This window comes from Mesorhizobium sp. WSM4840 (assembly GCF_055811755.1).
On sequence record NZ_JBVVQD010000065.1, the window covers coordinates 1 to 12,825 of the forward strand.

At 61.2% G+C, this 12,825-nt stretch carries 10 protein-coding genes and 1 pseudogene; 6 read left to right on the forward strand and 5 right to left on the reverse strand.

Features of this window, described 5'->3' with window-relative positions:
• Positions 1 to 166: 166 nt before the first annotated feature.
• The gene (locus tag AC0L3I_RS36045; protein WP_473489374.1) at positions 167 to 2,086 is read left to right on the forward strand and encodes an adenylate/guanylate cyclase domain-containing protein; all 1,920 of its coding nucleotides are present in this window, start codon (positions 167 to 169) and stop codon (positions 2,084 to 2,086) included.
• Between the two features lie 272 nt (positions 2,087 to 2,358).
• Positions 2,359 to 2,874 carry a CAP domain-containing protein gene (locus AC0L3I_RS36050; RefSeq protein WP_473489372.1) on the forward strand — a complete coding sequence of 172 codons (516 nt, stop codon included), beginning with the start codon at positions 2,359 to 2,361 and terminating at the stop codon, positions 2,872 to 2,874.
• A 35-nt stretch (positions 2,875 to 2,909) separates the two neighbouring features.
• Here the strand turns inward: AC0L3I_RS36050 and AC0L3I_RS36055 are convergent, their stop codons facing one another.
• The 4 genes from AC0L3I_RS36055 to AC0L3I_RS36070 all read right to left on the reverse strand — a co-directional run bounded on the left by AC0L3I_RS36055 (position 2,910) and on the right by AC0L3I_RS36070 (position 7,255).
• On the reverse strand, positions 2,910 to 4,445 hold the full coding sequence (locus AC0L3I_RS36055; protein ID WP_473530125.1) for a DHA2 family efflux MFS transporter permease subunit: 1,536 nt from the start codon (positions 4,443 to 4,445) through the stop codon (positions 2,910 to 2,912).
• Positions 4,446 to 4,472: 27 nt separating this feature from the next.
• Positions 4,473 to 5,651, reverse strand: coding sequence for an HlyD family secretion protein (locus AC0L3I_RS36060; protein WP_473489370.1), 1,179 nt, complete (start codon positions 5,649 to 5,651; stop codon positions 4,473 to 4,475).
• Positions 5,648 to 6,145 (reverse strand): MarR family winged helix-turn-helix transcriptional regulator, encoded by a 498-nt coding sequence (locus AC0L3I_RS36065; RefSeq protein WP_473489369.1) that lies wholly within the window; start codon positions 6,143 to 6,145, stop codon positions 5,648 to 5,650. The genes AC0L3I_RS36060 and AC0L3I_RS36065 overlap by 4 nt, the downstream gene beginning before the upstream one ends.
• Positions 6,146 to 6,346: 201 nt before the next feature.
• Positions 6,347 to 7,255, reverse strand: coding sequence for a LysR substrate-binding domain-containing protein (locus tag AC0L3I_RS36070; RefSeq protein ID WP_473530126.1), 909 nt, complete (start codon positions 7,253 to 7,255; stop codon positions 6,347 to 6,349).
• A gap of 264 nt (positions 7,256 to 7,519) precedes the next feature.
• Here AC0L3I_RS36070 and AC0L3I_RS36075 point away from each other — a divergent pair, with 264 nt between their 5' ends.
• Together AC0L3I_RS36075 and AC0L3I_RS36080 are read left to right on the forward strand one after the other, a co-directional pair.
• Positions 7,520 to 8,767, forward strand: coding sequence for an FAD-binding oxidoreductase (locus AC0L3I_RS36075; RefSeq protein ID WP_473530130.1), 1,248 nt, complete (start codon positions 7,520 to 7,522; stop codon positions 8,765 to 8,767).
• Positions 8,768 to 8,992: 225 nt separating this feature from the next.
• Positions 8,993 to 9,826, forward strand: coding sequence for an AraC family transcriptional regulator (locus AC0L3I_RS36080; protein ID WP_473530127.1), 834 nt, complete (start codon positions 8,993 to 8,995; stop codon positions 9,824 to 9,826).
• A gap of 274 nt (positions 9,827 to 10,100) precedes the next feature.
• Here AC0L3I_RS36080 and AC0L3I_RS36085 read toward each other — a convergent pair whose 3' ends face one another.
• On the reverse strand, positions 10,101 to 11,036 hold the full coding sequence (locus AC0L3I_RS36085; RefSeq protein WP_473530128.1) for a bifunctional helix-turn-helix transcriptional regulator/GNAT family N-acetyltransferase: 936 nt from the start codon (positions 11,034 to 11,036) through the stop codon (positions 10,101 to 10,103).
• A 359-nt stretch (positions 11,037 to 11,395) separates the two neighbouring features.
• Here AC0L3I_RS36085 and AC0L3I_RS36090 point away from each other — a divergent pair, with 359 nt between their 5' ends.
• Both AC0L3I_RS36090 and AC0L3I_RS36095 read left to right on the forward strand, forming a co-directional pair.
• Positions 11,396 to 12,460 (forward strand): hypothetical protein, encoded by a 1,065-nt coding sequence (locus AC0L3I_RS36090; protein ID WP_473530129.1) that lies wholly within the window; start codon positions 11,396 to 11,398, stop codon positions 12,458 to 12,460.
• 267 nt (positions 12,461 to 12,727) lie between these two features.
• Positions 12,728 to 12,825: pseudogene (locus tag AC0L3I_RS36095) on the forward strand (co-chaperone GroES); the annotation flags it as partial.

The window sequence follows — 12,825 nt, forward strand, 5'->3', positions numbered from 1 at the left end:
GAAGCCTCTTTGAATCACGCTAACCTGCGGCGGGCCACAAATTACACGCCGTCGTTAACCTGAACTCGTTGCCCTGCCCATTCGCCTTGCGATTTGAGTCGAGACCTGAAAGGATTGAAGCGAGCCAGATGCGAGAGCACAGCTCTGGCTGTGGGAGCACGCCAGCGTGGTGACCACTCGAACGGAGCGGCGGCTGGCGGCCATCATGGCCGCCGACATCGTCGGCTACTCGCGCCTCATGGAAACCGACGAGGCGGCGACGCTCGCAGCGATCAAGGCGCTCCGGGCGGAGGTGATCGATCCACTGCTCAACGAGCATAACGGACGTGTCGTTAAGCTCATGGGCGATGGCGCCTTGGCTGAGTTCCACTCCGTCGTCGATGCCGTTGCTTGCGCTGTGGCCATTCAGACCAGAGTCGCCGCGCATCAGAGCGAGGCTCCTGCCGAGCGCCGCATAGTATTTCGTATCGGCATTAATCTCGGCGACGTGGTGGTCGAAGGTGATGATCTCTTCGGCGACGGGGTGAACGTGGCGGCGCGCCTTGAGCAGCTTTGCCCGCCGGGCGGCGTGCTCATCTCAGGAACCGCCTACGACCACATGAAAGGCAAGCTCAGCCTGCCAATTGACTTTGCCGGCGCTCAAAAGGTCAAGAATATCGCCGAGCCGGTTCGCACCTACAGCGTCAGAATGCAAGGGGCAAAGCGCGGCTGGAGCCTGCGCACTCGCCACATCCGGCGCTTTCTGCCGATGGCGGCTGCATCCCTTGTTTTGCTTGCGTTTGCGGCTACTGGAGCGTGGTGGTGGCTGCGGCCGGTTGATACTGCCATCGGCAAGCCGTCCATTGCGGTTCTGCCTTTCAGCAATTATGGCGGCGACGAGGCCACCGGGCGCCTCGCCGACGGCCTCACCGAGGACATCATCACCGACCTCGCGCGTTTCCCCGAATTCGAGGTCGTCGCCCGCAATTCCACCGAAGCCTACAAGGGTAAGCCGGTGGACGTCCGCCAGGTCGCAGCATCGCTATACGTCGGATATGTGCTCGAAGGTTCCATCCAGCGCCAGGGCAGCCGCGTGCGGATCAATGCGCAGCTGATCGAGGCGGCATCCGGCAAGCATCTGTGGTCGGAGCGTTGGGATCGGCCGGATGAAGACGTGTTCGCTGTCCAAACCGAGATCGCCGAACAGGTCACCAACCGGCTCGGCGGCGGCGCTGGCCTGATCCAGGAGACCGGGCGGACAGCGGCCAAACGCAAGCGGCCGGAAAACCTGAACGCGTATGAGTATTATCTACTCGGCACCGAGAAGCTCGAGCAAATCACCAAAGCCGATCTCGAAGAGGCCATTCATTTGCTTACCCGCGCCGTCGATCTGGACCCCGGCCTCGCCCGCGCCTGGGTCGAGCTTTATCATTCGCACAGTCTTTTGGCGAGCTTCGGGGTCAGCCCTGAGAGCGAGCGGAAGGCGGCTGTCGAAGCGGCCGAGCGCGCCGTCAGGCTTGATCCGAGCGACGCCGAGGCGCACGCCGTGCTCGGCATGAGTTTTGGCGAAAGGGGCGACCTGGCGCGGGCCAAGGTCGAGTTGGACACCGCCTTGCGTATGGCTCCGGGTTCAGCTGAAATCCTGACCTTCTATGTCGGCTGGGCGTCAACCTTCGGGGAACCCGAACGCGGCGTGGAACTGGTCGACCAGGTGATCCGACTCGATCCGAACTACCCATTGTGGGCCACAGGCAGCTTCTCCTATGCATACTTCATGGCCGGCCGCTATGAAGATGCGCTGAAGATGCAGGCGCGCATGACACCAGAAACCTACAACCTCTCCAAGTGGTCGATGCGGTGCGGTTCCTTCGCCGCGCTTGGTCGAACGGAAGACACAAAAGCCTGTGTCGCAGAGGCGCTCAAACGCTTACCGGACCTGACCATCGAAGCCATGGCCAACGAGCCGGGCTACAGCGACGCCGAGCACCAGCGCTTCCTCGAGACAATGCGCAAGGCCGGCTTCCCGGCCTGTGCGAGCCCCGAGGCGCTGGCGAAGTTCGCCAAGCCTCAGCGGTTGCCGGAATGCGAGAAAGGGACCGCCAACTAGGCTGCGTCGCAGGAATGTCAAACGGCGTCACCTTTGACCATGCCAGCCGGAATGTCCGCTTCGAGGCGAAGGTAACGTTTGCCTGAACGGCCGACATGGTGAAGCGAAGCAGTCATTCGCAGCGCGCACCGGTGGATGTCACCGATGGGCCAAACCGATATTCCGTCGCGGCACCACGCGTCAGATTTCACCACCGGGCGACGAACCGCGGCGAGCGAGATTCTTGAGCACCTGCCCGGCAAAAGCCATGATCACCGCTATGTCAGGCGGGCATGACCGCTGCCAAAATCGAAAATTCCGAAGTCCGATCAAGCTTAAACAGGCGAATGCTGCTTAGAGCTGCCGGCCTTGCCGCGCTGGCCGGGCTTGCCGCTTGCGCCACTGTGCTGCCCACCGGCGAAGGCGCCGGGGTCTCCGCCTCCGCCGTCGGCACACTGGCGGGCATCCGCGCCTCAGCCGGTCTCGAACCGCTTGTCCCCGACCCTCAGCTCGAACAGGCAGCCCTGCAGCAGTCCGGCTATATGGCGCGCGGCGGCCGCATGACCCACTCCACCGGCTGGAGCAAGGGATTTGCCTCGCGCGTCAAGGGCAACGGTATTGCCGGTGCTGCCGCCGAAAACATCGCCGAGGGCCGTTTCGATCAGCGGAAGCTGTTCGACATCTGGATGCACTCGGCCGGCCACCGCCGCAACATGCTCGACCCGCGCTTCACCCGCTTTGGTCTGGCCTATGTGCGGGACGGCCGCGACAGCTCGCTGCGCTACTGGAGCCTTGTTCTGGGCAAATAGAAGGGGTGACCGGAACGTCGACCAATCCCTACTCATCAATCCATATGCGCGGCGGGCGCCCCGCCGGTGGTCGGACCAGCCTTTGGCTTGCGCAGCAGAAAAACGAACGGGATGGCAATCAGCGTCATCATCATCAGCAGCTTGAAGTCATTGATGTAAGAGATCATCATCGCTTGGATATTGACCATGCCGTCCACCTGGGAAAGCGCCGTCGGATCGCCGCCCGCCGCTGCCGGTGACGCCGCCCAGAGGTTGGGATTGAACGGATTGATGTAGGCCGAGAGCTCGGCATGGTTGACCTGCGTGTTGCGTACCAGCAGAACCGTCACCACCGATACGCCGATCGACGAGCCAAGATTGCGCACCAGGCTGAATAACGCCGTGGCATCGGTGCGGAAGCGTGCGTCCAGCGTGGCGAAGGCCACGGTCGACAGCGGCACGAACACCATTCCCATTCCAAGGCCCTGGATGACGCCGGAGCTGAGGATGAGCCAGTTGTCCATCTGCGGTGAAAAGCTAGACATGGTGTGGAGCGATTGCGCGGTCAGCAGGAAGCCGATGACGACGAGAATTCGGGCATCGACCTTGTGCATGATGCGGCCGACGACGAGCATGGCAATCATCGTGCCGACGCCGCGTGGCCCCAAGACGATGCCGATGGTGAGGGTCGGATAGCCGAAGATGGTCGACAGCATTGGCGGCAGCAGCGCCATGCTCGCCAGAATGAGCACGCCCATGACAAAGATGAATGCCAGTCCGGTCACAAAATTGCGGTCGAGGAATATCTTCGGGTCGATGAAGGGCTGCTCCGCCGTCAAGGTGTGAATGATGAACACCCAGAAGCCGGTGATGGAAAGACCGAGTTCGATCCATATCTCGACCGAGGAAAACCAGTCGACCTCGCCGCCGCGATCAAGCATCAGCTGAAGCGCGCCGACACCAAGCGAGAGCATGGCGAAGCCGAAGAAATCGAAGCTGCGTATCCGCCTTGCAACGGCCGGCAAGTAGGCGGCCATGCCGAGAAAGGCGATGATGCCGACCGGCAGGTTGATGAAGAACACCCAGCGCCAGTTGAAATTCTCGGTCAACCAGCCACCCAGAGTCGGGCCAAGGATCGGTCCCAGCATGATGCCGGCGCCCCAGATAGCCATCGCCTGGCCGTGGCGTTCCCTCGGATTGATGTCGAGCAGGAAGGTCTGCGACAGCGGCACGATCGCCGCGCCGAATACACCTTGCATGAGACGGAACAGCACCATGGTTTCAAGGCTCCATGCCAGACCGCACAGCATGGAGAAGATGGTGAAACCGACCACCGCCGTCAGGAACAGCTCCTTGCGGCCAAAGCGGTCGGCCAGCCAGCCGGTCACCGGCGTCATGATCGCCGCGGCAACGATGTAGGAGGTCAGCACCCAGTTGATGTTGTCGGGGGAGGCGCCGAGGTCGCCGGTCATGGTCGGCAGCGCGACGTTGGCGATCGTGGTGTCGAGCGCCTGCATGATCGTCGCCAGCATCAGTGCCACGGTGATCAGGCCGCGATGCGGCACTTCGCGAAAGGGTTCTGGCGTGCTCATGATGTGGAACTTATGGAACGAGGTGGTCTATTGCGCCTCACCCGCCGTGGCGTGGCCGAAGATGCTCGGAAAGCCGCGGGAAACGCCGGTGTCCACCGTAACCGTCGCGCTCATGCCGGTGCGCAGCACCATCTTGGCGCCGGCATCGGCCAGTTCCAGGCGCACCGGAATGCGCTGGGTGACCTTGACCCAGTTGCCGGTGGCGTTCTGAGCGGGCAACAGCGAGAACTCGGCCCCGGTGCCGGCGCCAATCGCCTCGACCGTGGCTTCGAACGTCTTGCCCGGATAGGTATCGACGACGATTTCAGCCTTCTGGCCCGGCTTCATATGGGTGAGCTGGGTTTCCTTGAAATTGGCATCGATCCAGGTATCGCCGGTCTCGACCAGCGAAAACAGCGGCGTACCCGAGCCGACATACTGGCCGACCTTGAACGAGGCAGCCTGGCTGATGATGCCGTCGGCCGGCGCCCTGACCGTAGTCTGCGCCAAATCGTAGGCAGCCTTGTCGCGCGCGGCGAGCGCCGCCATCACGGTCGGATGCTTGTCGGTCTCGATATCGGGATTGCCGCCAAGGCCCGCCTCGGCGCTGAGGATGCCCTGCTGAGCCACCGCCATTTGCTGCTTGGCCTTGTCGAGATCGTTCCTGGCCTCGTCCAGCGACGACTCGGCGTTGATGCCCTTGCGGGCAAGGTCGGCGGCCCGGTCGTATTGCGACTGCGCGTAGCCGACCTGGCTGGCGTCGGACTTCTCCTGCGCTACCGCCTGGCTGTAGGCCGCGCGCAGCTGCTCGACATTGAGGCGCGCGCCGGCCACCGCCGCGTCGGCTTGCGCCAATGCGATCCGGTAGGGCTCGGGATCGATGGCGAACAGCACGTCGCCCTGCTTGACGGACTGATCGTCGAAAATGTCGACCTGAACGATGCGGCCCGCCGTATCGGCGGCGATCGAAACCTTGGCCTGCTGCAGATTGGCGTTCTCGGTCTCCTGGTAACGGCCGCCGGTCACCCAGACGTAGCTGCCGCCAGCGATCAGTGCCACGGGGAGCGCAAACATCAAAAGGAAGCGGCCGGCACGGCGCTTCTTCTTCGGCGCCACCGGCGCCGGTTCTACCTGCGGAGCGACCGTAACCGGGGCTGCCGCCGGCTGCACAGGAGCTTCCATCTCCAGCTTGGTCGCATTCTCATCTACCTTGGCTACCGCGTTCATGCTGCTGCGCCTTCTGCACTCTCGACTTTTTCGCCACTCTCGACTTTTTCGCCAGGCGCCGTCTCGCCATCCGCCAGGTTCTTGGCCATCGCCTCGAGTGCCTTGATCAGGACACGGCGATCTTGCGGCGACACGCCGGTCAGCGATTCTTCATAGACTTCGCCAGCAAGGCTCTTGATCTCGGCGTAGGCCTCGCTCGCCTTGGCGGTCGGGAAGATCATGCGAACGCGGCGGTCGGCGGCGTCGGAACGGCGCTCGATCCAGCCGCTCTCCTCCATGCGGTCGACCAGGCGCGACACGCTGATCGGCTCGATCTCGAGAAGTTCGGCGAGCCGCGCTTGCGTGATGCCTTCTTCCTTGGCGACGCGGACCATAAGCCGCCATTGCGCCGAGGAAAGGCCGAGCCCGCTGGCCCTCGCCTCGAAGCGCTTGCGCATCAGGCGCTGCACGTCGTGGATCAAAAAGCCCAATCTGTCGATGCCGTCGGAAGCCATGAGCGGCATATATTATAAGCGTGCTCACCATTCAAGGAGCCGCATTGTGCCAGAAGCCGGCAAACTGGGATGACAGTTATGCAATGCGGTCATGGTCAGCGATTGCTGAATGGCAATGAAGGAAGCCGCGTTCCCATCGGCTTCTGCCTTGCACCGACACCGGACCACCCATCGAACCTGATAATCATGCTTGAGCTAATTCTACACCAACGATCCCATCCAGGCAGAAAAGGCCTCGATGTGCGGCTGCAAGGGGTGGTTAGAGACGTAGACGAGATAGAAGCCGTAGCCTGGCAGAGAGAGATCGTGTGCCTTGACCAGCGCTCCACTTTTGAGTTCGCGGCTGACGACCACGTCGCTGCAGATAGCGATACCCTGGCCTGCCACGACCGCGTCGATCGCATGCAATTCTTCGCGAAAGCTTAGGTCCCACGCTTTGTTGGTATCCGGGATGCCAGGATCGACAGAGCGTGCCGCCGCCAGCCATCGCGACCAGGTAGGCGCTTCGCGATCACGGTTCATCCAATCAAAATGGATGAGCGGATATTGCAGCACATCGGCGGCCCGCTCGATCTGTCGGGCGCCCTTGGCGAGCAATTCCGGGCTGCATACCGGAAAGAACCGGTCCCGAAAAATTTCTTGGACGGCAAGGTCCGGAGGCATCCTGCGCGCGTAGCGGATCGCGACATCGGCATTGCCGGCGCGCAAGTCCAGCACCGAGTCGGTTCCGATAATCTCAAGAGGAATCTTCGCGTGCTCTTCCCGCCATTTTGGCAGACGCGGAACCAGCCACCGGCTGGCAAATGCATTCGGGCTCGTCACCCGTAGCGGGCGTTGGCCGATGCCGGTCGAAGCTGACGCAATTGCGGTGGCAAAGACGTCGAAGCCGTTGCGAATGACCGGGAACAGCCGTTCGCCCGCCTCCGTAAGCACAAGCGGTCGCGGGCGCCGCCGAAACAAGGGTTGTCCGCAGATGCCCTCGAGCAATCGAATCTGGTGGCTGATGGCCGTGGGCGTCACACCGAGTTCGATCGCGGCCTCCCTGAAACTCATGCGCCTGGCGGCAGCCTCGAAGGCGCGGAGGGATCCGAGCGGCGGAAGTTTTCTCATTCACGCAGTTTAGATGAATCCAACTCATCTAGCGACTGAGATATTCGACTTTGCGGCGAATGGGGGCTCATGAGATTATCGCATCCAGCCTGTCTGGATCACGAAGGGAATCCCTTGATGAGCACGCTCACGCTGGTGGACGATCCCAGGACAGGGCCAGCCCTGCAGGCTTCGGATATCGCGCGGCTCAGGCAGGCAATTCGCGGGGATTTGGTCCTCCCGGACGATCCTGGCTATGCCCAGGCACGCAGAGTCTGGAACGGAATGGTCGACAAGCGACCAGCAGCGGTGATCTATTGCGCCGAATCCCGCGACGTCGTCACAGCTGTCAGCTTTGCCAAATCGCAAAACCTTCTGGTCGCCGTTCGCGGCGGTGGTCACAACGTCGCCGGCAGTTCGGTTTGCGATGGCGGCGTGGTCATTGATGTGTCGCGCATGAAGCGGATCGAGGTCGACCCGGTCCGCCGGGTTGCGCGCGCCGAGGCTGGCTTGAACCTGGGAGAGTTCGACACCGCCACGCAGGCTCATGGTCTCGCGACGACGATGGGCGTCAACGCCGATACCGGCATTGCCGGACTGACACTCGGTGGTGGGTTCGGCAAGCTTGGCCGCAAACATGGACTGAGCTGCGACAATCTCATAGCAGTCGAAATCGTGACGGCGGACGGCCGGCTGCTCAAGGCAAACGCGGCTGAAAACGCGGATCTTTTCTGGGGCATTCGGGGCGGCGGCGGCAATTTCGGAATCGTTACAGCCTTCGAATACAGGCTTCATCCCGTGGGTCCCCTTCTCATCGCGGGGTCAGTTCTGCACCGCTACGAACATGCGCGCGAAGCAATGCGGTTCTACCGCACGTTTTCGAGCAAGGCTCCCGATGAGCTGAGCCTGGACGCGGCGCTTGTGACTGCGCCCTCAGGTGAACGTTTCTTCAGCATCTCGGCGTGTTACATCGGCCCGCTCGGCGAGGGCGAGCAAATCGTCCAACCGTTGAGAGAATACGTCACGCCGGTTGAAGACCGGATTGCTCCCGTCCCGTATCTTCAAATCCAGTCGGCCGGAGACAGCATCTTTCCGCGCGGGCGGCGCTACTACTGGAAGGCGCAGTTCATGCGCGAAATTTCAGACCAGGCAATCGACACAATGCTCTCAGCTTACGCGACCGCACCCAGCGAGTCGCTTCTTGTCCTGCAGCAGGTTGGCGGCGCAATCTCGCGTGTGCCAATAGGCGAAACTCCCTACGCCAACAGAGATGCGCTTTACGATTGCTTCCCGATATCGATCTGGGATAATCCGGCTGATGACAAAATGCACATCCGATGGGCGCGTGACCTATGGGATGCAATGAGACCATTCTCGACCGGCGGCGTCTATGCCAACAATCTCGGCGAAGAGGGCACGGACCGGGTTCTGGCGGCTTACGGCGAGAACTACCCGAAATTGGCTGCCCTGAAAAACAAGTATGATCCCACCAATTTCTTCCGCTTGAATCAGAACATCAGGCCGACAATCTGAGCGATTTCCGACGCGGCTCCGGCTTCAGAGCGGACTTGACAGGTCGATTGCCCGCCCGATCGACAAGGCGATACACCTTGGCAACACGCCAGGCGTCATCGGCTACGACTTCAATTCAATGCCGGCGGCGCCGACGATCATTCCAGTTTTTGCGCGGGGCGCAATTTCGATCAAACTGGTCCTGTAAGGAAGCGGCACCATGGCTGCGCCAATTGCGAGGAACCCATGAACCCGACCGAGAAAGCGCTGTGGTTCGTCGAAAGCCATCTGCCGGAGGCGGTCACGCTCGACGATGTCGCCCGAAGCAGCGGTGTGTCGCGCTTTCACGTGACGCGGGCTTTCGGTGCGGCGACCGGCCGTTCGGTGATGGGCTACGTGCGTTCTCGCCGGCTGACCGAGGCGGCGCGCAGGCTCGCCGCCGGCGCACCCGACATCCTCTCGGTCGCGCTCGACGCCGGTTACGCCTCGCATGAGGCCTTCACCCGCGCCTTCCGCGACCAGTTCGGCACCACGCCGGAGCTGGTGCGCGCGCAAGGCTCGCTCGACAATCTCGATCTCGTGGAGCCGATCCTGATGGACCAGTCCTTCCTCACCAATCTCGAGCCGCCGCGTTTTGAGACCAGCCGGCCGTTTCTCATCGCCGGTCTCGGCGAACGCTACAGCTGCGAAACCAGCGCCGGCATCCCGATGCAATGGCAGCGGTTCGGCCCCTATATCGGCAATATTCCCGGCGAGGTCGGCGACGTCGCCTATGGCGTCTGCGTCAACGGCGACGATGCAGGCAATTTCGACTATATCGCCGGCGTCGAGGTGTCCGATTTTTCGGACTTGCCGAGGGAGTTTTCGCGCGTGCGCGTACCAGCGCAGAAATACGCCGTGTTCGCCCATCGTGACCACATCTCGACCATCCGCCGTACGGTCAACACGATCTGGAACAAATGGCTGCCGGCCTCCGGGCACGAAGTCGCCGATGCGCCCGAATTCGAGCGCTACGGCCCCGAATTCGATCCGCGCAGCGGCAATGGCGGGCTGGAAATCTGGATACCAGTCAAGGCATGAGGAAGGGCCAGTTTTCAACTTGTGTTGGAGACTAGTGTCGAAAACCGGCTCCGCCTTATCTTGCCTTCTCCCCTTGCTGGGACCCCACAAGGGGGAGGGAACGCTGCCGCGCGCCTCTACTTCCCCTTTGGCGCCGAAAGGCAGGCAATTTGCCGAGGTCAGCGCCAACGGAAGTCTCCCTCCCCCTTGTGGGGAGGGGTTAGGGGTGGGGGTCCATCGTAGAGCGAAAGCGTCGGCTTTCCAGCTGCTGCCACAAGGGGAGAAGGGAAAGACGTTACAGCTCCAGGTTCCAGTTCTGGCCGACCAGATCCTTGCCGAAGGCGTGGTGGCGCTCTTCGTCGGCCAGCTTGAAACCGGCCGCCTCGTAGATGCGGCGCGCTGAGGTGAGCACGTCGTTGGTCCACAGCGTCAGCGTCTTATATCCCTTGGCACGGGCAAAGCCGATGCATTCGTCGACCAGCCGCCTGCCGATGCCGAGACCGCGCGCCGAGGGTTCGACATAGAGCAGGCGCAGCTTCGCCACCGCGTCCGACTGGCGCACGACAAAGACCGAGCCGACGACATCCCCTTCCTGCTCGGCGACCCAGCTGCGTTCCCATTTCGGATCGAAGGATTTGACGAAGGCGCCGAGGATTTCGGCGACCAGAGCCTCGTAGGTTTCGTCCCAGCCATATTCCTGCGCGTAGAGCAGGCCCTGGCGATGGATGATCCAGCCGATGTCGCCGACCTGCAAAGGCCGCAGCATGTAGGGGACCTTGGGCTCTGCACTCTCGCCCAGCAGGCGCTGCACCGTCTGCATGGCGTTGACCAGCCTGTCCTGTTCTTGAGCGGGAAGTCGGTCGAGCAAAGCCGCGACCTGATCGTGCGAGCCCTGGTTCAGCGGCGCGAAGGCCGCCCTTCCCGCCGGCGTCAGCGCGATCGACGAGCGCCGCGCATCGGCTTGCGTCGCGGCGCGCTCGACCAGGCCGCGCTCCTCGAACTTTTTCAACAACCGGCTGAGGTAGCCGGGGTCGAGACCGAGATCGCGCGCAAGATCGGTGGCGGTCAGGCCATCGCGATGCGCCAGTTCGTAAAGCACCCGAGCCTCAGTCAGCGAGAAGGCGCTGTTCAGCAGTCCTTCGTCGAGCAGGCCGATCTGGCGGGTGTAGAAGCGGTTGAAGCCCCGCACCGCATCGATCCGCTCCTTGCCGGGTTGATGATGAATCGTCATGGCATCCTCCTGCCCGCACAAGATCAACCACTTATTTGACTCAGTCAAGTATCTGTTCGAAGCAGGGCATTGTCCAATTCGGCGGATGAGCCTTCGAACGACTTATTGCTTCGCGACACTTGGCATGCTCAGTTTCGACGAAGTGCGCGTCGGGCGAGCGGCTCCTATCCGCTGGCGCGGATGCTCACTTTGGTGCTTGGTTCGCAGGGGGCGCTGAGGAGAAGAGCATAGACACATTCGCACGACCCGAAGATCTTGAATTTAGCTTCATCGGGTGAGGCGATCCTATTGCAAGGATCATCGTGTCCGCGCATTCTGGATTGTTGGAACTGCGCTGGCCAGTAACACGGGCGGGGGTAATGAAGAATTTTTTGGTGACATTACTGCTAATTTTTGCAGTCCAGTCGTGCTTTTTACCCGCCTCAGTCGACGCCGAAGGGCTTCCAACTAAGGTGCCCTTAATCAAATTGGAGTACCCGGGAAAGCCAAAGAACATTCGCATGCTCTATGTGAAAATTCTTTCTTTGGGCAATCGCACGGTCAACCAACCGTTGCTGCTCGATACCGGATCGAGCGGAGTGACGATCGATTGCAAATCGGTGCTGCCCGCCGAGACCTGTTCAGACACAGGAATAAAGATTACGCAGGATCAGCAGATAGACGGGATAACGGTCACCACCAAAGAAGCAGTTATGAACTATGGAACCTACGATGAGTACGGCAACGTTGCCTACGCTCGCGTGACTTTTGGTTCGCCGGACTCTCCGGTCTCCACCGAGACCTCAATCCCATTCCTCATCCGTTACAAAACAGTCAGGCGCAGTACCGGAGAAATCGTTGGCGGCCCGCTTTGGCCCAAGGGGACTTTCGGTATCTCTCCTGTTGGCGGAGGCGGACCAGACCGGATGATCAAGTCCCCGCTGGCGTACGTGAGCGCTGGACCCGGCCTGCACAGGGGCTATTATCTCTCTCCGATCGGCACCAAGTGGAAGGTCTGCACGAACGAGGACGGCAACTGTCCGCAAGTAGAGGCGCTCCACATCGGCGTGCCGAAAGATGTTAAAAAAGACTTCAGGGTGCAAAGGTGGAAACAGACCAATTGGCGATACAATTTTCCCACCCTCGACTCCTGTCTCTCTTGGGGATCTGAGCCCATTTGCCGGCCAACGCTCTACGACACAGGCAACTCAACGATTATGGTCGTAACCGACGCCTCGAAGCCTCGCACGTCATTGAAGACCGGCACGAAGGTCTTGGTAAAAACTGACGGCCAGGAGGATTGGAACTTCACGACCACATACAATCCTGAGGTAGAGATCGTTCCTGGGCTCGAGCACAACATTGTCGGCATCCGATATTTCGAGAAGAACAGCCTGCTGTTTGATTTTGAAACTCGGGAGATCGGCTTGCGTCTCGGACACTGACTTCCGTTCTAACTGTCAGTAAGATTCGATCAGATCTCAGGTGGCAATTGAGATTTTCCACAATCGCGTTGCGGGATGGAAATAATTTCGCGCGGCGGTACCCTCTCTCTCGCCTTGACTCTCGCCAGCCATCAGCTTATCTCACCGCCACGTTAGCACTCGCCATTGGTGAGTGCTAAGCGTAGGTCCGGCGTCGCCGGGCTTATAGGTTGTCCGGCGCCGCCGGACGGAGGAACTGTTCTCACCATTCTCATCGAGGAATAAAAAATGGCAAAGTCGAAGTTCCGCCCGCTTCATGACCGCGTGGTCGTACGCCGGGTTGAATCCGAATCCAAGACTGCCGGCGGGATCATCATCCCCGATAC